The 25,520-nt window shown below is 42.7% G+C and carries 15 protein-coding genes; all 15 read left to right on the top strand.

Translation table 11 applies throughout. From position 1 onward, the window contains the following. On the top strand, positions 1 to 552 hold a 552-nt coding region (locus BACCELL_RS13560), incomplete at its 5' end, for a CIS tube protein (protein ID WP_007212395.1). 8 nt (positions 553 to 560) lie between these two features. Continuing rightward, positions 561 to 2,336 (top strand): type VI secretion system tip protein VgrG, encoded by a 1,776-nt coding sequence (gene vgrG, locus BACCELL_RS13565; RefSeq protein ID WP_007212396.1) that lies wholly within the window; start codon positions 561 to 563, stop codon positions 2,334 to 2,336. 50 nt (positions 2,337 to 2,386) lie between these two features. Continuing rightward, positions 2,387 to 2,689, top strand: a complete 303-nt coding sequence (locus BACCELL_RS13570; RefSeq protein WP_007212397.1) for a PAAR domain-containing protein — start codon at positions 2,387 to 2,389, stop codon at positions 2,687 to 2,689. A 5-nt stretch (positions 2,690 to 2,694) separates the two neighbouring features. After that, complete coding sequence (locus BACCELL_RS13575; protein ID WP_044153875.1) at positions 2,695 to 3,129, top strand: GPW/gp25 family protein; 435 nt, start codon at positions 2,695 to 2,697, stop codon at positions 3,127 to 3,129. A 58-nt stretch (positions 3,130 to 3,187) separates the two neighbouring features. Continuing rightward, positions 3,188 to 4,498 carry a hypothetical protein gene (locus BACCELL_RS13580; protein WP_007212399.1) on the top strand — a complete coding sequence of 437 codons (1,311 nt, stop codon included), beginning with the start codon at positions 3,188 to 3,190 and terminating at the stop codon, positions 4,496 to 4,498. 361 nt (positions 4,499 to 4,859) lie between these two features. Continuing rightward, a complete protein-coding gene (locus BACCELL_RS13585; protein WP_248604798.1) occupies positions 4,860 to 8,060 on the top strand; it encodes a baseplate J/gp47 family protein in 3,201 nt (1,066 codons plus the stop codon). Between the two features lie 6 nt (positions 8,061 to 8,066). Then, positions 8,067 to 8,810 (top strand): hypothetical protein, encoded by a 744-nt coding sequence (locus BACCELL_RS13590; RefSeq protein WP_007212401.1) that lies wholly within the window; start codon positions 8,067 to 8,069, stop codon positions 8,808 to 8,810. A gap of 4 nt (positions 8,811 to 8,814) precedes the next feature. Continuing rightward, the gene (locus BACCELL_RS13595) at positions 8,815 to 11,079 is read left to right on the top strand and encodes a hypothetical protein (protein ID WP_044153877.1); all 2,265 of its coding nucleotides are present in this window, start codon (positions 8,815 to 8,817) and stop codon (positions 11,077 to 11,079) included. Beyond that, positions 11,066 to 15,265: a contractile injection system tape measure protein gene (locus tag BACCELL_RS13600; protein WP_007212403.1), complete on the top strand. Its 4,200-nt coding sequence runs from the start codon at positions 11,066 to 11,068 to the stop codon at positions 15,263 to 15,265. Before BACCELL_RS13595 ends, BACCELL_RS13600 begins: the two co-directional genes overlap by 14 nt. A 27-nt stretch (positions 15,266 to 15,292) precedes the next feature. Continuing rightward, positions 15,293 to 15,886: an eCIS core domain-containing protein gene (locus BACCELL_RS13605; RefSeq protein ID WP_007212404.1), complete on the top strand. Its 594-nt coding sequence runs from the start codon at positions 15,293 to 15,295 to the stop codon at positions 15,884 to 15,886. A gap of 11 nt (positions 15,887 to 15,897) precedes the next feature. Further along, entirely contained in the window at positions 15,898 to 17,190 is a 1,293-nt protein-coding gene (locus BACCELL_RS13610; protein WP_007212405.1) for an ATP-binding protein, read from the top strand. 97 nt (positions 17,191 to 17,287) lie between these two features. Next, the gene (locus BACCELL_RS13615) at positions 17,288 to 18,745 is read left to right on the top strand and encodes an aminoacyl-histidine dipeptidase (RefSeq protein WP_007212406.1); all 1,458 of its coding nucleotides are present in this window, start codon (positions 17,288 to 17,290) and stop codon (positions 18,743 to 18,745) included. Positions 18,746 to 18,967: 222 nt separating this feature from the next. Then, positions 18,968 to 19,915 carry a tyrosine-type recombinase/integrase gene (locus BACCELL_RS13620; RefSeq protein ID WP_007212407.1) on the top strand — a complete coding sequence of 316 codons (948 nt, stop codon included), beginning with the start codon at positions 18,968 to 18,970 and terminating at the stop codon, positions 19,913 to 19,915. Between the two features lie 443 nt (positions 19,916 to 20,358). Further along, entirely contained in the window at positions 20,359 to 23,019 is a 2,661-nt protein-coding gene (locus BACCELL_RS13625; protein ID WP_007212409.1) for a PL29 family lyase N-terminal domain-containing protein, read from the top strand. 731 nt (positions 23,020 to 23,750) lie between these two features. Then, on the top strand, positions 23,751 to 25,520 hold a 1,770-nt coding region (locus tag BACCELL_RS13630), incomplete at its 3' end, for a tetratricopeptide repeat protein (protein ID WP_007212412.1).

A 25,520-nucleotide genomic window follows, 5' to 3' on the forward strand; every position in this document is an offset into this window, starting at 1 on the left:
ATCCAATATGCGGAGGACAAGCAGTTAGGGAGCTTGAACGGGTCGAACGTATATGCACGTTACCGTCCGGAAACCCTTTACTTTGAGTGCCTGCTCGATATGACCAATGCCTTGGATGATGATCGTGAGAAGAAACCCGTCCACGATGTGGTGAACGATCTGGAACAACGCCTCTATTGCTATAATAGTGAAGGGCATCGTCCATCGTTCGTCAAGGTGCAGTACGGTGACATTCTTTTTTTGGGGCAACTCAAGACGCTCGAAACGGAATATACTTTGTTCGACTTGGATGGTATACCTCTTCGCGCTGAATTGAAAGTGACACTGACGGGCTATTGCAGTCAGAAGGAAGAAAATAAAAGATTCCCGAAACGTTCGCCCGATGTGTCTCGGATGGTCACGCTGAAGGAAGGGCAAACACTGGCAGCCCTATGTAATGAAGTTTATGGTGACCCGCTCCTTGTGGGCGAAGTTGCTCGATTTAATAACCTGAACGGTTACAGGAACGTACCCAGCGGTACCAAGATCCTGTTGCCGATGTTAAAAAAATAATTAAAATTATGGCTGAATCGCCTTCTGTACACAAAGACCGCGTACTGGCTTGTTCCGTTTATTGTAACGGGAGCAAACTGAAAGATGAGTACGCTTTGGTTTCCGCTATGGTGCATCAGGAACTGAACCGCATTGGCAAAGCAACATTGAAGTTTAATGCCGGAAATATGGACAAGCAGACTTTTGACGAGAGTGATGCTGACCTTTTCAAGCCGGGCAATACTATCCGTCTGGATGCAGGCGATATTGACAAGGAAGATACGCTATTCGATGGTGTGATTATTGGGTTACGCATCATCACCGATAGGGATTTTCGTTCCTATATGTTGGTGGAATGTCGTGATTATGCCTATTCCGCGACGCAAGGACGTAAGAATCGTATTTTTGAGAAGAAGAAGGACTGTGACATCATTAAGGAAGTATTGTTGGCTTACGGTAGTGTGGAAGTAGACTCCACACCCTATCAGCACCCCACGCTGGTACAGTATTATTGTTCCGATTGGGACTTTGCCCTTTCGCGTGCCGATGCCAACGGCCTGTTCATCTTTACTGACGGTAGTAAGATTAAGGTGAAGAAGCCCGATGTGAGTGCGTCGCCTGTACTGACTGTAACTTATGGTGTCGACTTGACTGCTTTTGACCTTGAACTGTCCGCTGATGACCAGTTTACGCAATATGAAGCGATGTCTTGGGATCCCGCTACACAGAAAGCTGTGAAAGTGTCCGCTAGTTCCCCCTCGCTCAATAAGCAAGGGGACTTGCAGCCAAAGAACATTGCCACAGGCGATAGCTTTTTGTTGCAAACTGATGCTCCTACAGACGAGAAAGCGTTGAAGCAATGGGCGGATGGCATGGCATTGAAAGCTGGATTGGCACGTTATCAAGGATCATGCAGCTTTTACGGTTCCGCCAAGGTGGTGCCCGGCTGCATCATCGAACTGAAAGGCTTGGGCAAACGATTCAACGGCAATCTGTTTGTCGGCTCAGTGACGCATACTATCGAGAACAACGAATGGATGACCGAAGCGGGTGCAGGCGTTTCATCCCTGAACATTACTGATGAAACGGATGTGGTATCGCCTTCCGCTTCCGGTTTTCTGCCCGGTTTGCAGGGACTTCATGCGGCAGTGGTAAGGAAACTGGACGGCGATCCGCTGAAAGAATACCGTATTCAGATAGAATTGCCATGGATGGATGGAAAGAATAAGTTGCTTTGGGCAAGGCTCTCCACTATGTACGCCACAAATGCGTCAGGTAACTTCTTCCTGCCCGAACCGGATGATGAAGTGGTGGTGGGCTTTATGAATGAAGACCCCGGGCATCCCATCATATTGGGCGGGGTGTATGGTGAAAAGCACAAACCGCCTTATGAATACGAGGCAAAGAATAATACGAAAGCCATCGTTACCCGTGAGAAGATGCGAATAGAATTCAATGAGGAAAAGAAGGTGATAACGATTTCTACTCCCGGAAAAAACACGGTGGAAATCAGCGATGATGACAAGCATATCAAGTTGACCGACCAGAATAAGAACGAAATTGTGATGAACAGTAGCGGTATTTCCCTCTCGTCGGCAAAAGATATCACACTGAAAGCGAAAGGCGCCATCACAATAGAGGCCACTTCAAAAATCAACGCCACCGCCAAGCAGGATGTCAGCCTGGAAGGACTGAACGTGAAAATGGAGGCTAAAGTGAGTGCAACTGTTAAAGGCAACGCCAAGGCGGAACTTTTAGCTTCGGGCCAAACTACTGTTAAAGGTGCAATGGTCATGATAAACTAATGGACAATTAGGAAATGGATTTTTAATTTATAACTTTTAATTTGAAAATTATGCCTCCAGCAGCAAGAATAACTGATATGCACACCTGCCCCATGCAAACCCCGGCGTTTCCCTCGCCGATACCGCATGTGGGCGGCCCGATAGTCGGACCAAGTGTGCAGAATGTTTTGATAGGGAAAATACCGGCAGCCGTCGTAGGTGACATGTGCGTCTGCGTGGGACCACCGGATACAATAGTAAAAGGTTCATCCACTGTGATGATAGGTGGCAAACCTGCAGCTCGTATGGGTGACAGCACCGCACATGGTGGCACGATAGTCGCCGGATGTCCAACAGTGATGATAGGAGGATGAAGAGTATGAGCGAAAAGAATAATATATTGGACAATGATGGCTTTCTGGGAAAAGGTTGGAACTTTCCGCCCACGCTGACAGAAAACGGTGTAAAGATGGTGTCTTATGAGGAGGATATCCAGCAAAGCTTGTATGTTCTGTTGAGTACGTCGCCCAGCGAACGGGTGAACCGCTATGACTATGGTTGTCCACTCCGTAAGTATACTTTTGAGGTGATGGATACGGAAATAGTAACGCAGATGCGGAATGACATCACAAGGGCGGTTATGCTTTTTGAACCGCGTATCACGCTGGAGGAAGTTTCTTTTGAAAAAAAGGAGGAGGAAGGAGTGTTACTGATAAAATTGGTGTATACCATTGTTAGGACGAATAATCGGAGTAATATGGTTTATCCGTTCTATTTGAATGAAGGGACAGGTATAAACAACATAGATATGTGAGAAGACTTAGGAAAGGGACTTCGGCAAACTGAATATAAACAATTAAAATTTGAGCAACATGTATGCAGTTAGACAGCATAAAGAATATATTAGTAGGATACTTCGTTTTGCTAAAAAGGATGATGCTCAACGATTGGCTTTTTTGAATAATAATTCTAATGCCTTAACACGAATAAAATTAAGCAATTGTACCCAACGTAGTATTAAGAATACATCACTCACTAATGCAAATGAACTGATTCAAAGAACTGAAAAAAAATCTTTGTTTCAATTAGGAGTAAAGGTACCATTTGAAGATAAAATAATAACAACTCAAAATTGTAAAAATAAACAATTAAATAAAGCATTAATTCAACGGATAGTTCGAATAGGTAAGAAGAAAATAAAAGGAACAGGTTATTTAAGACAATTATTAAAAGCTCTAAATTGGCCTATAAATAAAAAAAGTGTTCTTTTTCAAGAACTTGAAGCATTGGCTTTAGGGAAAAATATTACTGTATTTAAAACTTGGGATGAGGCATTCAAATATTTGTCTGAACCAAAAATTCTTGTTAAATGTAACGATGTCATAAGCATTATCAAGAATACTACAGATCTTTTAATTTGGTTAGGAAGTTATCCCTCGTCTCATTTTCCGTTAATTTCATACGCAACTTCTGATATATTAAATAACGCATTGGTTTCATTAGAAAAGCAAATGCAGAGTTACCTGTATATTGGTAAACAAAGAGTCTGGAATGCTGTATATATAGCGTCCCAGACTTCATATGATTCTTCACGTGATAAAGAGTGGGGTGAGTTAGAATTAGTTGAACGAGAAGACTTAGCAGGGAAGAAAGATGAAATTCCTGGTAGATATAGAAGGAAAATTCCTGCAGAGATGTATCTGAGTATGATAGAAAGTCTAAAAAAATCTCTAAGTGGATATAACCTAGTTGGTGTACATGCTACTACGATGGAAAGAATGGCTTCCTTAGTTAAAAATGGAGTTGATGTATCACAGATAAATACAGAAAATGGTTCAGGAAAAGGGAAAGGATTTTATATTATTCCAGGGACAAATTTAGACCGAATTACAAAAGAGGCAAAAGTGTGGGGCAGTCATGTAGTAGCTGTTTATCTTCCTGAAGAAGCAATTGTTAAGGTTGCACAAGATGGAGAAAATGTTGATACATTAGAACTCGGAAATGAAACAAAAGGAAAGTTTTATTATTCTTTTGGTAAGCTGGAAGCTGTAATTCCTCCCTCGTTATGTGCTGATGTTAGGATAGTTGTGGATCCCTCAGATATTAGTATGGGTAATACCGAATACGAAGCCGAAATGTACAATAATGAGTTCGGCTTTTTAAATACTGAGGCCTCTTTGTAGCATTGAATGTCCGCCTTGGCGGATTTGTAATTTGATAGCCATGAGTATTAGGTATTGCAATCCACAATAACGTAATGAAAATGAACAATGTGGGATTGCAAATCCGATTGAATGCGAAGATTAAACGAAGAAAAGTCAGAAAGTTTATGTGTGGGTATTGATGAGTAATCATTTTCATACGATTGTGAGAGCAGGTGAGGATAAATAAGTTATCTGTATAGTTAGATAATGTGGGAGATGAGTGGTTACTGGAGGTGATGGTGACATGATATATAGGCTAAATGTGAGTTGGAGTAAATGGAAACCAATCTGATCGGGTCTTACTGTATAGTTTAAAGAGGATAAGGTGATGATAAAAAGAATGACATACGAGCTGAAAGGTATGTTCTGCACATACTTTGAAACAGATTATGTACGGCTGGACGACTTTCCTACATTGGAAAGCGATTGGGGCAGGCTATTGCACCGCTTGACCAAGGCAGACGCTCTCTTACGCTATGGTGACGGAGAAGAAGACACATTGCGCTCCATGTTGGAGAATCATGTGCTGACCGTACTTTGCGATATCGCCCGCAAGAAGCTGTCGAACTATGGTAACAGCTTTGCCAATGTACAAGGTACAGCAATGCAGGCTGCCTATGTCCAGAAATTACGACAGGACATCAATCGGTGGATAGCTCGGTTGGACAGCTATCTGCATAACACTTGGCAAGCAGGAAATAACAGCAGCCCTGCCGCTGAAACCGCCCGCTGGTTGAAAGAACGTCTGGAACAGTCATTGTCTGCCGATGAACTAGATGGAAACAATAACTATTACCGGATGCTTCGCACCGTGGCCGCTATACAGGAGAATGCTGATTACTATCTGAATCAAATAAAGGACAGTGGCGATATAGACCCGGCACTGTCCCTGCTCGTTGTCTATCTGAAAAACTATGGCAGCATTGCTGAGGCTTTCAACCGCCGCCTTGCTACGTTGCCTGAACTCTATCGTAAGGACATCCTGCATGCCGTACCACAGGATGCGGTACAAGACAACGTCTATGTCATTATCACACCCACAGAAGGTATCGGAGGTTTTACCTTGCCTAAGGATGAGCCATTCCCCGCCGGGCAAAATGCCACAGGAGAAGAACTTATTTATCGGACTGAAAAAAAAGAATATATCAGCCCCATACAGTGTGTGGAAGCGGATGCACTGTACGGTTTTTCCAATCCTTCTTATGGAGGAGCTTTGGAACTCTATAAACAACCTATACAACTTCAAGATACAACCGATGCTCAAACCTTGTTCGCACATGGTGAAGAATTACGCATAGGCTGGCAAGTGGAGTCCCCTATGCTTGTGTTGAACGAAGGAGAACGGAATATCAGTATCTATTTCCATCTTACAGTCGATAGTTCTATACCCAACAATACAAAAGGTTTTGTCCTACAACTGAGCGGAGCGGAAGGCTGGATGGAGCAAACTAGCGAGTGCTATATCGAATCCGGTCGGTTATGTTTCAGCTTCAGCTTGCCATACAATGCAGTTGCTCCTGCATCCTGTATGGAAGAAGTACATGGCACAACAACAGAATATCCTGTCATCCGTATCTTGACAGATAATGCGAACTGTCCTTACAAGTGGGCACAACAACTCATTTTCGATAGCGTGGAAATAAAGACGGAAGTGAACGGTATTCGCAACTTCAGCTTCTATAATGATCAGGGTGAAGTAGACACTACGCAGCCCTTCCATCCCTTCGGTATCCAGGCAGAGTGTGGCGCCTGTTTTCTTTTTGGTAACGAAGAAATGAGTCTGAAAAACTTGCAGGAAGTCCGTTTGAAAGGCATATGGAGGAAATTGCCCGAAACTGAAGAAGGATTCAACAAGATGTATAAGGAATACGGAACAGATGCGGACGTATTCAAAGTTTCCACCGAATATCAGATAGGTGGCAGGTGGAAAAAATGCGGTGATGAGCAAAAGCTATTTAGCTTTAATGAAAACGGAGATCTGAATTCTGCCGAGATAGTATTTAGCTTTACAGTGCAGCCACAATCCATTTCCAGCGATGAAATTGCCGTTCCTTACGAATACAGTCGTGACAAAGACGGTTTCTTCCGTATCACCTTGGAGTCCCCTTCCATCGGCTTTGGCACAAAAGCCTACCGCACCTTATTTTCTGAAACGATGGTACACAACAGTGGTTGTAAGGAAAAGAAACGTAAAGACTTACCTTCCGAACCGGTTATCCCTGTGATGGCGGATGTAGAACTTTCCTATATCGCTACGGAAGAGACGACTTTAAGTGATATGGAACGTTCGTTCATTCGATTAAGTCGTATTACGGCACTATCCCGGCAGGAACCATTTCCCATTACTAAAGGAGAGAAGCAACCGTTTCTGCCTTCTGTCCCGGCTGAAAATCTGTTGTATTTCGGTTTACCTCATGCACTAGGAGAGCAGAACCTGCGGTTGTTCTTCGATATGGTATTGCCTCAGGAAAAGATCCCATTCTATGACCCGCAACCGGGTAGGCAGGTAACTTTGGCATGGGAATATTGGAGCGGAAACGAATGGCATCCCATTACCATAGAATCCGTCCTTGCCGAAGAAACGTTAGGACTGACGCAAAGCGGATTTATAGAAATCAAGCTGCCGGAGAAAATAGGCAGTAGCCATATGGATAAACAAGGTAGGGCATGGATACGTGCCGCCGTGACAGGCGATTTGTCTTCCTGCCTTGCTGTACGAGGTATCCGGACAAACTGTATTCGTCTCATTTCCCAAAATGGAGATGGTACTCCGTTGCCTGCCGGAACGATACAAGGTATAAAGGAACCGGATGAACGGATTGAAAGTGTCACCCAGCCCTTGAGTGGCTTCGGAGGCAAGCCTGCCGAAACAGCAACTGGGGTGGCTGTGCGACAAACTTCACGCATCAGTAACCGTCACCGTGCCCTCATAATAAAGGACTACGAGTATCTTTTACTGGAATTTTTTCCCGAAGTGGATAAGATACAGTGCATTCCCATCCCGCAGAATAAAGGAGCATCGAAAATATGCCTGGTGGTATTCAGCCGTGCGGAAGACAGCCGTTATTTCCTCTCTCCGGCATGGAAACTGGCGGAAATACAGCAGCTTGTCCGGCAATATGCATCTCCGTTTGCTTCTTTGCGTGTAATTAATCCCGTTTACGAACGTGTGAATGTTCACTGCAAAGCAATCCTGTGGAACAGCGTGCCGGATAAAGGCAAGGCAGTCCGGCAACTTGTTGTTTTGGCACAGAACTATATCGCACCGTGGTATCGGAAAGAAGAAATTCCAATGCTTAGGCAACGTTACTCCTACAAGGAACTTCATGCCCGAATGGTGAATCATGAGGATCTGATGCGGCTGGTCACGTTGGAAGTGAACGGTAAGAGTTTGTCGCGTATAGATGTCGATACCGTGGACTTCACTTTCGAAGGCAAGCACCCTTGGAGTGTATTGCTTCCGGTAATAAAAATAGAACTTCTTTCTCCCTACGACGGCATAGAGAAAGCTGAAATCGGGAGTAACTTCATAATAGGATAGTGGTTTATGGAAAAGAATAATAACAGGCGGAACCGAAGTGTGCTGAAAAGCTATTTTCAGAAAGGTGCTATACCCACAGAACAACAGTTTGCTGAACTGATAGATTCCGTGTCGAACATTGTGGAGGATGGGCAGGTGATGAGAACCCCCAGTGGATGGGCGTTTTTCCCTGGACAAGCCGGTCACTTGGATATCGGGCTTTACACGGAAGAACCTCTCACAGAAGTGGATATACCCGCATGGACTCTCGCTATCACACCCGAAAAGAAGCTGACTGTAAGGAATGCGAAGGGAGAAGCGGTGATGGAAGCGTTGCAAGACAAATCGATAGTATTGTATGGTAGTCTGAAGGTGGAAGACGAAATTACCGCAATGGCTTACCAGACGGCAGGCGGAGGGGGAATCACACCCAGCGGTGAAGGCTATCTGACTGTCCCTGCCGACAAACAGTGGCATGATTTGCCAATCGATGTGTCGCGCGAAGGTTTCGGTTGCCGTGTATACTCTGTATATGCCTCTTTTCGTGAACAGGGTACGGGGCTTTGCCAACTGACACGTGCTACCGCGCTTTGGCTTAACTTTATGCAACAGCGAATTGAATCACCCCAGAAGCACTGGTGGGGATGGACGGGCAGCGTCCGCTTCCGTTGGCAGATGCGGGAAAAGAATATATACCTGCAAATACGTACCAAAAAGCAACTCCCATCCGGTGAGATACATTGCCGAGTGGTGGAAATGTATAAAGGATAAGCTGATGGGAAAAGGCAATAATGGACCCTATATCAGGCAGTTGGCGGAAAACGAAAATCTGTACTCATACCTGCAAAGGCAGACACTTGAAGAAGTGCACCGCCTCTCAGGAAAGGTATGGACGGATTTCAACGCTCATGATCCCGGGGTGACCCTGGTGGATATCGCCAACTATGCGTTGACAGAAATGGACTACAAGCTCGGTTTCGGTACGATGGATTACCTGACCGGGGAAGATGGAATCTTCGAACCTGAACGTTTCGGACTCTTTCCACCCGAAAAGGTGTATACCACTGCCCCTGTTACACTGGAGGATTATCGAAGACTGTTCTTCGCCCGCATTCCGGAACTGGAAAACGTATGGGTGGAATGTAATGCGGCAACCGGCGGCTACACTGTCAAGATTGCTCTTCCTCCCTTTGAAGAAGAGGATAACGGAAAAACGGTGGTAAAGCAGGTTGCGAAGATTTACAACAGCCACCGTAACTTGTGCGAATACCTCGACAAGGTAATCATCGTGAGGTCTGCAGAACTGGAATTTCATGCAGAATTTGAGATAGAGCCGGGTAAAGATGCGTCTATTGTGTTGGCTAGGCTCTACGGAACCATCTTGCATTATCTTTCCGGCGGAGTGTATATCTGTGCGCCGGAAGAGCTGGAAACCTCCGGCTTGTCACCCGAAGAGTGGTTGGAGGGGGCGGAAGGCATTGTGCGTGTGGTAATTCCTATGCAAAAGAACACTGAATATGAGTTATATAAGAAACTTTGTCAGGTGGAAGGCATCCGGTCGTTCAGTACTTGTTACCTGATGAAGGATGGAAAGCCACAGACCGATTTCTCCGAAGGGTTCAGCTTGAAAATTCCATGTATGGAGAAAGAACTGAAAGTACGTATCCGTCAGGGGCGCTCTGTTATGGGAGTCGATATGGAAAAGTTCACAAGATATCTGAAAACCTTTTATTATGCTCAGAAGCGTATCAGCACGAATGAAAGCGACGTAAAAGGAATTGGTTGGGGAAATATGGTAGGAACGTACCGCAACATTTTCACCTATTCCCCCATAGCCGGAGAGTTCCCCGCATGTTACCGTCTCTCACTCGGACAGGAAACTCATTCTTCCTTTGAGGCATACTTGAAACTGTATGATCGGACAATACAACAAGGATTGGAGGAAGTGAAAGAACTTCCGAACGTGCTTTCCATTGAAGAAAAAGACATGGGGCGTCATTCTTCCTTTCGGAATATCTATGCACTGAAAAGTCGTTATCTGGATTTTCTTGATCACCTGTACGGAGTAGAGAGCCAGCCCGAATGGTTGGAAGAGTCAAACTGTTATGGTGAAATGGAGAGTGAGACGATTGGACGGCGAATGTCATTCTTGCGTCATGTTGCCTATCTGATAAAAAATAGAGCAAAGGCGCGGGATATTACGATGTCGGAGGGAGAGCATAACGCTCCCATAGTGAAGGAGTGGTTTTGCAGGTTGTTGGGCATTAACGGGAACGAGGAACATACCGTGGGCAATGTTCTTCCCGGGCATAATCTACAACTGATAGAGAAGAAACCCGACCGTCCCCTGGCGGACCGACTGGATGCTCTGCTTATTGATGAACGTATGCTGGAACCGGAGCACGTGACGGCCGTAACTTATGAGCAACTGGCAATGGATGAGGAAGGAAAGCGTAAAGAATATAGCCAGTTAAGAGCGGAACTGCCGATATTCAACCGGAACAGGATAAGCGGCGACTTATTCCGCCACGGCATTTTTCTTGGTAACTACCGGATTGTAGAAGCTAAAAAGGGTGAGTATCTGTTGGTGGTCCACAATAAGGAGAAAGGCGGATGGACCAATCTTGGACGTACCGATAACAAAAAGAGGTTGAATACGCTGGCGAACATCCTGCGGAGATATTTACTGGAATTGAACCGGGAGTGTGAAACGGTTTACGTATTGGAACCGGTATTGGTGAGAAAAACGGAACCTTTCCGGCTACTGATTGTGCTTCCTATGTGGACACTTCGTTTCCACTCGCCGCGCTTCAGGGAGATGTGCAGGGAATTATTGCGCTCTATTATTCCCGCCCACCTGGCAGGCCGGATATACTGGATGGATGAGATAAGTATGCAAGGTTTTGAACATTGTTACAAATTATTAATGAGGGCTTTGACCAACAATGACTTGGCGGATTACAGCGCCCAATTGCTGGAAGTCATATACGAGTTGCTGGGCAAAGCCGTGGAAATACAGATATTAGATGATACGAATTGAACATATATCGTTTGAGTTCGCTGCTGCGGACGAACGGTTCGTACACGACTTGTATGCGGACTGGGATGGCTTTTGCCGTAACTATTTTGAAAAAACGGTGGATGAATGCCTTTCTCCTTTGGATAAAGACAAGGTGTTGCATGAAATAGAACTGTTGGAATTGGATTTGGGGAGTATCCCCGAGGAAAACTTCTACCGTGAGTTTCCCCGGCGCCTCAAAGCGGAACTGCTGAAAGTGTTGCCTTCATGGAGCATACCGACGGAGAGCGAACGGAAAAAGACGGATACTTCACGCCTGGAAAATCTACTGTTCTATCTGGAACATGGTTATCAGAAGGTGGAATGGGACAATAGTGCTTTTAACCTGACGGAAGAATTGGATTGGGCCGTTTTGCAACAGGCGCTTCATGCAGAGGGTGTAGTATCTCTCTGTATGAGAAAAGATCACGCTTTGTGTCGTTTGCTATGGCAGACAAACGATGACAATACTCTTATCCGACTCTATACCGACTTACTTTCCATGTCATCGTTTGGCTTGTACGAGAAACGTCGTTTCCTTGCAATACTTCTGGAGATGAAACCCGGTATACCCGTGCGTTTTATTCACGAGGATAATGATGACAACAGGCTGCAAAATATGGCGGAACTACTCGATACGCTGTCTGTCCGTCGGATAATGGAAACAGAAACGGAAGAACATGCCGAAGTCGATCTGCCCCCATACTGGCATTATTTGTATGAATGGCTTATCAATTATTATCCCTTTAACGGGATTGCTATCTTTGGGGGTAAAGGAGATTTTATCCGCCATCTGCACCATCGGTTGCTCACATTCATCCGTAAGCGAAACTACTCTTTCTACCTCTCTAAAATGGAACTGACAGTCAACTTCCTGCTTGAAGTTTTCGGACCTGATTATTATAGGGATGTATTAAATGCTATCTATGATCTCCAACCGCACTATGCAGACGGTTCACCTGTGTATGATGGATATTTAAACCGGGAATTGTATCGTATCTTTTTACAACTTTCTCTACTTCGTCTGCCGATGGCGGGAGAAAGTCCGAAAGAGAATCTGGATTCCGGGTGGAAGCAAACGGCATATCCTACAGATATGGAAATGGTGGCAGAATATCTAAATGATACGCAGAAAAATATGGCGGACAAACGAAGCTTATTTAGGCTACTGATAAAGGAAAAACCGGAAATACTGACGGATTGGTTACAATCGGAGGCTGCCAAAGACAACGCTCTACTTAGTGTTATAGCTAATATGGTTGATACTGATCTTCTCAACCGTCTGCTTTCTTCCGTTTCTTTCATGGCGATGGAAGTGGTTGACCAGGTAAGGACCTATCTACTGAACCATATATCGAAAACAGAATGTCTAAAAGGGATTTCTGAAACTCAGTTTAACTTTATTTTTTGCAAAGCAGTGTTGCTTTGGATAGAAAACGAACACTGCGGTCTTTCGGAGTCGGAACGTATCGAACAACTTCTACATCTGTTCTATCAGGAGTTTTCGAGTGGTAGTAATGAGCCTTCTATCAAAATATTATCTGAAAAATTGTACTTGTCGGAAGATGTTTGGAAGCAAGATGCAGGAAATGGTAAAATACGTGTCGACATTCTGAAACTTCGACAGATATTAGCAGACAAGAGTATACCGGAACTTGTAAAACGTAGAATGACGGCATTGTTCTTGGAACAATCCATAGAAAATGAAGAGAATGTCATATGGCTGTTACACGAGCATGAAGTATTGGAGTATACACTTACTTTAATAAGTCAGCCGGTTTTAGAAGAAATTATCAGGCGGTCGGTTGTGCGGATGAACGGTATATCTCATATTGCGGAATTGTTATCCCTGTTTGATTGGCTGGTAACTAACGAACAGGCCCTCTCAGCATATTTGAAGGATAGGACATTTGGACTGAAGGTACAGATGATTTTATGGCTGGCAAAAGTTTCCCAATCGTCAATGAAGATGGAGGGCACTGCGAGAGAAATTCTTTATTTACTTCTTATGACATTGTTTGGCAAGGAAAATATACCGATTGTCATTAAACTGGTATTTCAAGGAAGCATTAGGGAGACAGAAACCAGGAATGAGGAATATGATGATATGGAAGCAGTACTGGACCTGCTGATGACTATCGAGGCAGGTAACGGGAATCCTGCAAAAGTAAGGTTTGAGGAATGGGTACGGCAAACCAAAAAAGACTCCGACATCCTTCCCATACTGTTGGAAAACCGCTGGAACGTTGGAAATGGCTTTACCGATTGGCTGGAAGACGCTACCATCTTTACAGATGATAAGCGTGAGTTGTTACAGAGAATGGTTGTCGAAAAAGTACATGAATGGGTGGGGCTACTACGTAGGCAACCCGAAGAAAGCAAGGCTGTAATATTTGTTGCAACCTATTTGTCAGCGCCTCTTCTTCTGCAAAGCGTGGCACAAGCGGACTTCCGTCAAGCAGCGGTATTGTCGGAAACGATTGAATGGTTGCAATGCAAAGCTGATGGGATTCCATTCCTTACCGGAAATGACAGGCTTTTTTCAACGGCTCTTTCAGAAGCATTGCTGTTCTTTATGCAAGATAGAGATACATTAGGTGGAAGATCCTTAACGGAAAAAGAGGTGGTAAAAAAGTTCCTGGCTCATTTGTATTTTGTCTATACCGGGAAGACTGATTTCCAAAGCGATGCGGAATGGACGAATTTATCGGTCAATCTGGCTGTTGACTTGGAAATGGAGGCATGGCAAGATGTACGGGAGGACGAGTTTGCTGATGTATTGTTACAAAAGAATATAAGCAATACCATATTCAGTCATCATATTGTTTCCGTTCTGGAAAAGTATCCGGAGAAATTTTTGGCATGGCTGGAGAAGGATGCTGATCTGGTTTTAATAAAACGGATTGTCGATGTATCGGATATAATCATACTGAAACAATTGAGTCTGTTTTTGTCTGCCGTTGCAGGATTTGAATATCCTGATGATTTCAGGCAGTTGACAAGCTGGCTCAGCCGATTTGCTAATGATCGGGTATTTGCTTCAGATATAACCAGAATATTGCTATTATGGGTAAGGGAAACAAATTGGAAAAAACAAACGCCGGAACAAATGGAAGATTATTTCATTTCCCGCCTGTTCGGTAAAAACGTAGCCCGATTACCGATAGAGTGGATTGAAGATGATACTTTGCCGGAAAGTGTACGAAAAAGAATGCTCTACAACCATATCTTCTTCCGACCGAAAGAACTGTTGGCCTACATTCGTCAGTCTGTGGTACGGAATACATTGCATACAGATAAATGGTTGGAATGGATGAGTACCGGAGAATGGCTGCGGCTGGTTGCAAGTCTGTCTCTTTCGCAAGCAGAACTGTTGCAGCAAGTTATGGATTACATATTGATAAGTTATCCGGTTCAAAAGGAACATTTAGAGACTGCTCTGGTAACCTATATCATTGAAAATCCTTCGGAAGAATGGGCGTACAATAGCAGGGAAGAGAATATTCGCTCATTTGTGAAATCACTTCCTATCCTGCAAGAAAAAACAGAAAATGAACTTAAAGACATAGTGAATATGATAAGTGAAAAATTAATGCCGAAAGAGGACAAGAATTGGCTAACCGGCGAACCGGTGTCTGATTCTAAAATATTCTTTGTTAATAATGCAGGTCTCTGTCTGCTGTCTGCGTGGTTTCTCCGATTGCTGAGTATGCTCGATTATCTGAACGAGGCAAGGAAGGATATCAAAGATACGAAATCAAGAATTCGTGCCATGTTCTTGTTACAATACCTCACTTGTCAAGAAGAAAAGGAATACCGGGAAACAGAATTGGTGTTCAATCGTCTGCTTGTTGGGTTGCCGATGCATATCCCGTTGCCAAAACGGCTGGAACTGACTGCCGAGGAAAAACAAATCGCTGATAGCTTACTGTCGGCAGTAAAAGCGCATTGGTCCAAGATGAACGGAACATCGTTGAAAGGATTTCTGCAAAGCTTTGTTACCCGTACAGGTCGCTTGGAGGAACAGGACGAAAAATGGCTACTTACCGTGGACGACAAGACGCATGACATTCTACTCGATTCCGTTCCCTGGGGATTCCGGCAGATACGTTTACCGTGGCTGAAGAAATACATACAAGTAAAATGGCACGATAAGCAGGAATTCTGATATATAAATATTAAATAAAGAAATCGTATGGAAGCAGAGAAAGTACATCAGGAAAAAGTAGCACGTACCATACAGCAAAAGCAGGATGGTGGCGGTGCATTACAATTTGTTGATAACCGTATGGTGAACACACTTTTGCAACGTGTTGGCTTAGAGGATGAAGAAGGATTTCAGATGAAAACTGCCCAGTTACAGTCTGACGAGGAAGAAGATACCTTGCAGGGTAAATTTGAACCTACTGTTCAGCGTGTGGAAGATGATGCAGAGGGCGTGCAAATGAAATCGGATACTGTATGCCAACAGAAACCGAATAATACCGGTTTGCCTGATAATCTGAAAGCTGGGGTCGAAAGTCTTTCGGGGTTTTCAATGGATGATGTAAAAGTACATTATAATTCTTCACAGCCTGCCACTGTCCAGGCACTAGCTTATACGCAAGGAACGGACATCCATGTGGCACCCGGCCAAGAGATGCATCTGCCCCATGAGGCATGGCATGTAGTCCAACAGCTGGCAGGACGTGTTGAACCTACTACGGAAGTGGGTGGTATGCCGGTCAACGACAATATAGATTTAGAACATGAGGCGGACGTAATGGGTGCCAGAGCGAATAGCTTGTAAAAGAATAGTCTATGAATGAATTTATCGGATGGTTCAATCAAGTTTTGACTATTTCTATCCAGCTTTATTTCCAACAGGAGTGTGAATACTCCTCGCTGGAAGAAGTAAAACCACCTGTAAACGGATGGTTGGAAAAGGTGACTGGCGTTCCCGACTTGACATTTGACGAACGGATGGTGGTCATGTTGGCGTTGATGCCGCATGTCTGTCCGCAGATACTGGACATCTTTTTTGTACAAAACAAGAACTTCGACCGGCAATATACGGAATTCGGTGGTTGGAAAGGCTTGTCACATGGAGGTTTTCTGCCAACTGGTGAGACTGCCTCTTTTATCCTTGCCGGAGAAGATACGGAAAAACGGAAAGGGGTGATCCGGTTCTTCCAGAAGGATCACTGGTTCTACACAAAGAATATCCTCCGTCTGGAAGGCGCCGGAGAAGGTGAACCCTTTCTCAGTGGGCAATTGCGTGTATCGGAAGAATTCTTAAGCCGTGTCTTGCTGGACAAGGAATATAAACCTGATTATAACATCGGCTTTCCTGCCAAACGCATTACCACGCAGTTGGAATGGGAAGATATGGTACTGGACTATCAGGTAGCTACCGAATTGGAAGAAATCAATGTATGGATTTCCTCCGGTAAGACTGTCATGGAGGATTGGGGACTGTCCCGTATTCTGAAAGCTGGATACCGTTCGCTGTTTTATGGACCTCCGGGTACGGGAAAAACATTGGCTGCGACTCTTTTGGGCAAGAAGAATGAGATGGACGTGTATCGGATAGACTTGTCCATGATTGTATCCAAGTATATCGGCGAAACGGAAAAGAACTTGGCAAAGGTATTCGACCTTGCCGAGAACCGGAACTGGATTCTGTTTTTTGATGAAGCGGATGCTTTGTTTGGCAAACGTACATCCACCAATACATCCAATGACCGACATGCTAACCAGGAAGTGGCTTACCTGTTGCAACGGATTGAAGATTTTCCCGGCATGGTCATTCTGGCGACAAACCTACGCTCGAACATAGACGAGGCATTCTCCCGCCGTTTCCAGTCGGTAGTTTATTTTCCGATGCCGACGGAGGAACAACGGGCTGAGTTATGGCGGAACATGCTTCCTGGGAAATGGTTGGGAAAGGATGCGGAAGAATTGATAACTATGGCGGCGGAAACGGAGTTGTCTGGTGGGGCTATTACGAATGTGGTGAGGCGGTGTGCATTGCGCATGATCCAGTCAAAGAAGAAACAGCTGGATAAAGTAATGTTGAAAGAGGCATTGCAGAAAGAAAAAATAAAAAGTTGAATGTAAGTATGCTTTTTGATAGATTTAATTCGTACAGTATTTATTGCATGGTTTAAGAATAAAAATGTATATTTGCGAAAACTAACTTTTAAACGTTATGAGTACAATTTTGCAATTAGCTCCACAGAATGTGTGGAAGCATTTTTATTCGCTGACTCAAATTCCCCGTCCGTCTGGACACATGGAGAAAATAACAGAGTTCCTTGTAAACTTTGGAAAAGGCTTGGGCTTGGAATCATTTGTCGATGAAATAGGCAATGTTATCATTCGTAAGGCAGCTACTCCGGGTATGGAAAACCGCAAAGGCGTCATTCTTCAGGCACACATGGATATGGTGCCTCAGAAGAACAATGATACTGTTCACGATTTTACAAAAGATCCTATTGAAACCTATATCGATGGTGATTGGGTAAAAGCTAAAGGTACAACGCTGGGAGCTGATAATGGTCTGGGTGTTGCTGCTATCATGGCAGTGCTGGAAGATAATAGCTTGAAGCACGGTCCGCTGGAGGCTTTGATTACGAAGGATGAAGAAACAGGCATGTATGGTGCTTTCGGTTTGAAACCGGGGACACTGAAGGGGGAAATTTTGCTGAATCTTGACTCGGAAGATGAAGGCGAACTTTATATCGGTTGTGCCGGAGGTATTGATCTGACGGCTACACTGGAATATAAGGAGGAAGCGCCCGCTGCTGATTCTGTGGCCCGTAAGATTACCTTGAAAGGTTTGCGTGGCGGACATTCCGGTCTGGAAATAAATCAGGGACGTGGTAATGCCAATAAACTGTTGGCTCGCGTGGCACATGATGTGCTGATTGAATTTGATTCTCAGCTGGCAAGTTTCGAAGGTGGAAATATGCGTAATGCCATTCCTCGCGAAGCGTGTGCTGTATTGGTGTTCAATCCGGAAGATACGGAAGGGCTGGAAGACTATATTAAAGAATATGAGGCGCAAATCAACGCGGAATATGCTCCAATTGAAAGTGACATTACTTTGACGATAGAGCCGGTTGAGCTTCCTGCAGCTATTGTACCTGCTGAAATTCAGGACAATATGATTAATGTGTTGATGGCTTGTCAGGATGGCGTGATGCGCATGATTCCTACAGTGCCCGATACCGTGGAAACTTCATCTAATCTGGCAATTGTTACCATTGGTGGTGGTAAAGCGGAAGTACGTATTCTGGCACGCAGTTCTTGCGATACGATGAAAGAATTCCTGGCAGACAGTTTGACGGCTTGTTTTGCCATGGCAGGTATGAAGGTAGAACTAAGTGGAGGATATTCCGGCTGGCAGCCTAATGTGGATTCTCCGATTTTGCATGCTATGAAGCTGTCGTATAAACAACAGTTTGGAGTAGAACCTGCTGTAAAAGTAATCCATGCAGGTTTGGAATGTGGTATTATTGGTGCCAATTGTCCGGGATTGGATATGATTTCCTTCGGACCTACACTGCGTTCTCCGCATTCACCGGATGAACGTGCATTAATTCCTACAGTTCCTAAATTTTACGATTTTCTGGTAGCAACACTGGAACAAACACCTGAAAAGTAGAGAAATATCTATAGATTTTAAAAGCGGGGAGAATGTTTTTTTGAACATTCTCCCCGCTTTTTTTATTTGATATTTTTATTAAAAAAAATGCCGTTACTTTATAGGTAACGGCACAAAATATGGTGCAAACATAAGTGTTTTTCCATAAATGTGCAAATAAAGCTGTTCTTTTTTCTATAATTCTTAAAAAAAAGAGTAATTGTATTCAAAAAACATTCAATTATGAAACAAAAATTATTATTGGAGATGCTATCCTCTACTATTCTGGAACTTCGTGCCAATGGTCAGTGGGGCACTGCACATGTATACCGGAGCGCACGGAATTCTTTCTCTGCATTTAATGATGATAAGGATGTACCGTTCTGCAAATTGAATCCGAACCTTTTGAAACGCTTCGAAATTTATTTGCGCCAGCGAAGATGTAGTTGGAATACGGTATCTACTTATATGAAGGTGCTCCGGGCGGTTTATAACCGGGCAGTAGATAATGGTTATGCCTTGTACATACCAAGGCTTTTCAGGCACGTACATACAAGTGTATGTGCTGATCAGAGAAGATCTTTAGATGCTTCTGATATTGGAAATTTACTTTATGAAACAGAGAAAGTACCTATTAATGGTACTTTACCTTTAGACGTACAAAAAACAAAGATACTATTTGCGCTTATGTTTTTGCTGCGGGGAATCCCATTTGTTGATCTGGTGTATTTGCGTAAAACGGATATCCAGGATAATATTCTGAAATACCGTCGTCGGAAAACCGGTCGATCATTGACAGTGGCGTTGACACCTGAGGCTATGAGATTGATTCGAATGGTAGCTAATACAGATAAAAATTCTCCTTACCTATTCTCTTTCCTATCCAGTCCTGAAGGCACAGAAACGGCCTATCATGAATATCAATCGGCATTGAGGGCTTTCAATTATAAATTGTCTGTGTTGAAGAAATGGATGGGAAGTCATGCTCATCTAAGTACGTATACTATTCGCCATACGTGGGCGACAATGGCTTATCATTGTGAAATACATCCGGGCATCATTTCAGAAGCGATGGGACATTCATCTATCAAGGTTACGGAAACTTATTTGAAGCCTTTTCAAAATCAAAGGATAGATCAAGCTAATCAAGAAGTTATCTCCTTTGTGAAAGGGTATGCTGCTGTCTTCTAAAGAGTGGGGCGGATTTTATAGAATTTCATTATAAAACCTGATATTTGACTATTGTAGAAATGCAAATAATCAGCTAATTTCCTGGGATATTTTCTCCGGCGGTTTTTCTTGTTTCTTTTTTTATAGCGTGTAACTATTTTATATATGCCTGTTTATCAAAGTGATACTAGTGTAGTTCTAGTCGTTTTTATTAAAAACTCCTCTTTTTTTATTCTATTCTATGTATTCTTTTTTTTTAATTTATTTGATAGATACTTTCTCTTATGTTTTGACATATTATTTGACTACTAAAAGTCTTTTCCTGAAGTTATCTCATATGTTTTTTCTTTTTATTCAACAATTCCGTTACCTATAAAGTAACGGAATATACTGAGGTGAGGATTATTGATTAGACTATTATTATTCTTTATTTTTTTAAATTTATAAATTTAAAGTTTTTTATTATGAACAAAAAATTTCTAAGTGCAATCCTGTTCGGGGCTTTAATGGTTGGCTCTGCGGGGACATTTACGTCTTGTAAAGACTACGATGACGACATTGACAGTTTAGATCAGCGAGTAACTGCTGTTGAGAAGCTTGTTAGTGATCTTCAAGCACAGATTAAGGATGGTGCTGTTATAACAGATGTATCATCTACTGCAACCGGAGTTACTGTAACTTTAAGTAACGGAAAGACATTTAATTTAACCAATGGTGCTAATGGCACTAATGGTGCAGATGGTGCACCTGGCTCTGTTGTGACAATCGGTGATAATGGTAATTGGTATATTGATGGTGCCGATACAGGAAAACCAGCTCGTGGTGAGAAGGGTGATAAAGGCGACCAAGGCGATAAGGGTGAACAGGGTGATAAAGGCGACCAAGGTGATAAGGGTGAACAGGGTGATAAAGGCGACCAAGGTGATAAAGGTGACCAAGGTGATCCGGGGGTATCAGCACCTACTATCTACTATTATCCTGGAACTGAAGGTGCAGAGGCTGGCTATTGGGTAAAAGTAACTATTGCTCCTGATGGTACAGAAAGTAAATCTGTTACTTCAGAAACATGTTTGCCAAAGGGGACGGTTACTGCTATATGGGATACAGAGAACGGCTATTTGATTCTTAATAATGTAGCTGGTACTGACGAGCCGGTTAAAATAAAGTTAGTTGATACCTTGCGTTCTCTAGCTTTTGTGCCACAAGTCATAGATAAAGGTTTAGGTATGGGTGTTATTGATTTTTATTCAATATTAGTTCCCGATAAAACAGTTTCTGGTAAAATGAATTTTGTTGCTACCAATACTCCGATTGTTACTTATCGCTTGAATCCTCATAATGCAGATGTGAAAAATGTAGAATGGTCTTTCATTAATCGTGTAGTAACGACTCGTGTTGCTGGTGATAATACTAATTTACTTTCTATTGTGAGCAAAGAAGCTGGTGATAAAGGTGGCTGGAACTTTGTGGTGAAGGCTAACGATAACTTGGCAAGCTTGGCCGCTAATCAAGAAGCTATTGTTGCTTTACAGGCATACAATAAGGATAATATGTCTGAAATTGTTTCAGACTATGCAGTAGCTAATATTAAGGATTTGAAAGATTTTAGTATTGCAAAGAAACATTTACTGGGAACAGGGGTTTCTTATTATACTACAATAAAGAGTTCTGCAATAGTAGACTATAAATTAGTATATAACAAATCTGTTAAATTGAAAGATTTGGTAGAAGCTTGGGAAACTCAAGAGGTGATGAAGAGTCTTGTAAGTCTTGGTTTTGAACCGACTTATGAATTTACCAAAGTTAGTAAGATGGGATCTGATGGAGTTACTGATCAATCGAAGTTTGTGACATTGACTGACCCCAAAAATGAAGGTATTGTAGCCGTTGATAAGGAATGGTTGACTAATGGTGGTAGAGCTGCTATCGGCAAAACTCCATTGTTCCATGCCGTAGCTAAAGTGAATGGTACTGAAATTGCTTCTGGTTATTTTATGATTGAAATTGTTGAGAAAGAAAGTGTAGAGACTACGCCTTTGGAAGTAACTATACCTTTGGGTGATGTAGAGTACTCTAAACTTCCTGTAACAGCGCAGATTGATTGGGCAGAAGCTACAACTAAGATTTATGAAGAATTGGGATTATCTAAGCCTCAATTTGAAACGCTCTATCAAAACTGGAACTGGCAATATCCTATAACCGGGGTTGAAGTTGCTGGTTATAGCTTTGGTGATGCAACAGCAACAGCAATAGCACGTATCAATATTTCGAATGCTGTTGCTTTGAGTGAGAATACAGTTACGGCTACATTGCGTTATCCTTCAAAGGATGTATATAAAAATCGTGATGTCTTGATTCACTTTACATATAAGATTGTTGATAATTGCAAGAAGCCTGTATTGTCAGATATCTATTCTCCGAATGGTATTACAACTGTTAAGGGTAAGATGGTAAATAATAAATGGAAACTGGAAGCTAATTTGAGAGAGTCCTTTGAGAATTATCTGAGTGATTATGAACTGGCGCCGAACCCCAATAATCATACTCGCATATATTTCCGTCTTGAACCTACAACTCCTGTACAAACTGGTGCAACGATTTCTTCTGGTAATTATCTTACTCAAGCGATTTCTTTGAATGGAAAATTGACTGGTGAAAGTAAATCATACTCAGTTCAGATGGTTGCTGATCGTGCAAATGGTTCATCAGAGATTCTTTCAACCTTCACAGTACGTTTCGTAACTCCATTTACGGTAACGATTGATCCGGTTACATTGCAAACATTGCCTGCAGAACCTGATACCAAAGATCTCTCTAAGCTGGTTACTATTAAAGAAAATGGCGGAGAGAGCAAAGTACTCTATCAGAATGGTGCAATCAATACTGTAAATGCAGGTAAATATGGTTTGACTAGTGCTGATTTCAAATTCTCTTACGGTGTGAATGCTGGTAGTGAATTTGGTGGTAACTTGACGATTAACTCTACTACAGGTATGATTACCTGGGATAATGAAGGTAGTATCTTGCATGAGAATCTGACAGCAGAATCTGTTGTGAAGTTTACAGTTGAAAGTCTTGTAGAGCTTACAAAGAAAGGTCAGATTACCGTAAATAAGAGTAAATAGTTAAAGCTAATAGAATTGATACAACTACTCTGTGAAGACTAGTCCTTTTTTTCACCATCGTGAAAAGTAAAATGTTGTTGTGTGAGGCTGTTTCCAGTGGGAAGCGGCCTCACTCTTTTTCTGCCATCTTGTCTCCTGTCTTGTCATTCGTTTCATTTCCTGCCATTCTTGCTTATTTTCTTCTTGTCTAATCTTCTTATTTTTGATGTAGATCAAGAAATATGTTATAAAACATACTTTTATGTAATATATCGCTCGAAGTTTCGAACAAAGGTATTATTTTTGTGTTATAAAACATGATTTCAATAGGATAACAAGATTTTTAAGGAGGATAACAAAATGAAAATGTTAAAGAAAATTTTTAAGCACATCAGCGAAGCTGATAAGCACGTTTGGGGTTACTCTACAATTTATTAACCCCCTTTTTATGAGTGCGTATTTGATTTTTAGGTATTAGTTTAATTTTTAAGGTTATGAAAAAAAAGATTTTTAAAACATGGAGAAACATTCTCGCCGAAGTAGGTCGGAATGAGATGTTGATGATGGGTTATACCCTGAAGAAGTAAAAAAGCATTTGAACTAAACTTTATGAAGCGAGGAGTACGTCTTGAAAACGTATTTCTCGCTTCTTTTTATATCCCTTTGAAAGCTTTTTTATATAAAAAACAGCTTTTGTTTAAACTTTATTCCCTTTCTTTGTTGTTAGTACAAAGACTAACAGAATAGTATCCATGGAAAAAATTCAAAGAATTTGTAGTTTGGTGTTGCTGGCAGCGTTTTGGGGCTGTGTGCCTGTGCTGCATGCGCAGTCGTTTGATAAGTTGTGGAAGCAAGTGGAGCAAGCACAGGAAAAGAGTTTGCCGCAAACTGTGATTAAACTGACGGATGAGATATTCCGGAAGGGGGAACGCGAAAAGAATACCCCGCAGATGCTTAAAGCCTATATGTGCCGGAATACGTATCAGAATATACTGACGCCCGATAGTTTCTATGTCAATCTGAAAGGATTGGAACAATGGGCGTTGCATGAGCAAAATCCGGTCAGCCGTGCAGTGTTGAATTCACTGGTAGCGAATATCTATGCCAATTATGCAGATAATAACCGCTGGGAATTGCGGAATCGTACTTCGCTTAATCTGGGAGAGACGGCTCTACCGGCGGATATCCGCGAATGGAGTGCCAATTTGTTTGTGAATCAGGTAATAAAATATACCGGTGAAGCCTTGAAAGACTCTACTGAGTTACTGAAGACATCTTCACGTACTTATATTCCTTTTGTGATTTTAGGAGATGCAAGTGAATACTACCATCATGAAATGTATCATTTGCTGGCATCACGTGCTATCGATGCTTTACAGAAAGTCTCGTGGTTTGATACGGATTCTTTGGTGAAGAAAGACATTATGGGCATTTATGGGCAGATGATAAATACCTATCGGAAGATGCCTGATCGGGAAGATGCTGCCGTACTGACTATGCTGGATTATATGGCTTGGCGTAACCGTGAAGGAGATGTCTTGCTTCGTCCCCGTGCTGTAAAAGAAGGTGAGAGCGAAGCACCGAACCAATATCTACGTGCATTAGACCGTATCATTAAAGACTATGCTAAACGTGATGTATGTGCAGAGGCGTATCTGGCTAAGGCCCGTTATTACCGCAATATGCGTAAATACCCGGAAGCATTGCAAACCTGTGATGAGGCTATTAGTCTTTACCCTGACTACAAACGCATATCCGCATTGCGTGAACTGAAAGAAAGCATATTGCAACCTCAACTTAACCTGACTGCAAGCAAGGCTACTTACCCCGGTGACTCTTTGAAATTGAGAGTGACCCATCGTAATCTGGATGGATTTACAGTGAACCTGTTTCATACTACTTTATTGAAAGAGGAAACTGATATGCCACAGATCAATACCTCTTTTTATAAGAAATATGCCCGTAAAGTGAAGGCAGAACACTTCTCTTTGTTGCGCCCGGATAATTACCAGTCGGCAGATAGTACATACAGCATGCTGATGCCCGGCGAACCAGGTGTTTATGTTATGCAGATTGTACCTGATGACAAGAAAGGAAAAACTTCTGAAAACTATCTCTATCTTACTCGCTTCAAGGTGTTGACCTTACCTTTATCGAATAAGGATTTTGAGGTTGTAGCTTTGGATGCTGAGACTGGAAAGCCTATTGCAGATGCTCAAATAACTTTCTATTCCAGTTACGGAACAAAGAACAATGAGGTGCTGGAGCAGAAAACTACAGATGCTTCGGGCAAAGTGGTAATGCCGTGGGTTAAGCAATTCCGTGCATTGAGTGCTACGAAAGGCACTGATACGGCAATGCCATTGCAGCGTATTTATAATAGCTCTAATGGAGTCTGGAATGGCACAGATGAAGAGTTTGATGAAGTGAAGATTTTAACGGACCGTTCCATATATCGTCCGGGGCAGACTATCTATATAAAAGGTATAGCTTATGCCCAAGAGGGAGATACCGCCAAGGTT

The organism is Bacteroides cellulosilyticus DSM 14838, assembly GCF_000158035.1.
GTDB lineage: Bacteria > Bacteroidota > Bacteroidia > Bacteroidales > Bacteroidaceae > Bacteroides > Bacteroides cellulosilyticus.

Bases quoted from the DNA above. Each gene is read 5' to 3' on its own strand.
- BACCELL_RS13580 (WP_007212399.1), top strand. From the start codon at position 3,188: ATGTATGCAGTTAGACAGCATAAAGAATATATTAGTAGGATACTTCGT.
- BACCELL_RS13600 (WP_007212403.1), top strand. From the start codon at position 11,066: ATGATACGAATTGAACATATATCGTTTGAGTTCGCTGCTGCGGACGAA.
- BACCELL_RS13605 (WP_007212404.1), top strand. From the start codon at position 15,293: ATGGAAGCAGAGAAAGTACATCAGGAAAAAGTAGCACGTACCATACAG.
- BACCELL_RS13620 (WP_007212407.1), top strand. From the start codon at position 18,968: ATGAAACAAAAATTATTATTGGAGATGCTATCCTCTACTATTCTGGAA.
- BACCELL_RS13575 (WP_044153875.1), top strand. From the start codon at position 2,695: ATGAGCGAAAAGAATAATATATTGGACAATGATGGCTTTCTGGGAAAA.
- BACCELL_RS13595 (WP_044153877.1), top strand. From the start codon at position 8,815: ATGGGAAAAGGCAATAATGGACCCTATATCAGGCAGTTGGCGGAAAAC.
- vgrG (WP_007212396.1), top strand. From the start codon at position 561: ATGGCTGAATCGCCTTCTGTACACAAAGACCGCGTACTGGCTTGTTCC.
- BACCELL_RS13625 (WP_007212409.1), top strand. From the start codon at position 20,359: ATGAACAAAAAATTTCTAAGTGCAATCCTGTTCGGGGCTTTAATGGTT.
- BACCELL_RS13585 (WP_248604798.1), top strand. From the start codon at position 4,860: ATGACATACGAGCTGAAAGGTATGTTCTGCACATACTTTGAAACAGAT.
- BACCELL_RS13610 (WP_007212405.1), top strand. From the start codon at position 15,898: ATGAATGAATTTATCGGATGGTTCAATCAAGTTTTGACTATTTCTATC.
- BACCELL_RS13570 (WP_007212397.1), top strand. From the start codon at position 2,387: ATGCCTCCAGCAGCAAGAATAACTGATATGCACACCTGCCCCATGCAA.
- BACCELL_RS13590 (WP_007212401.1), top strand. From the start codon at position 8,067: ATGGAAAAGAATAATAACAGGCGGAACCGAAGTGTGCTGAAAAGCTAT.
- BACCELL_RS13615 (WP_007212406.1), top strand. From the start codon at position 17,288: ATGAGTACAATTTTGCAATTAGCTCCACAGAATGTGTGGAAGCATTTT.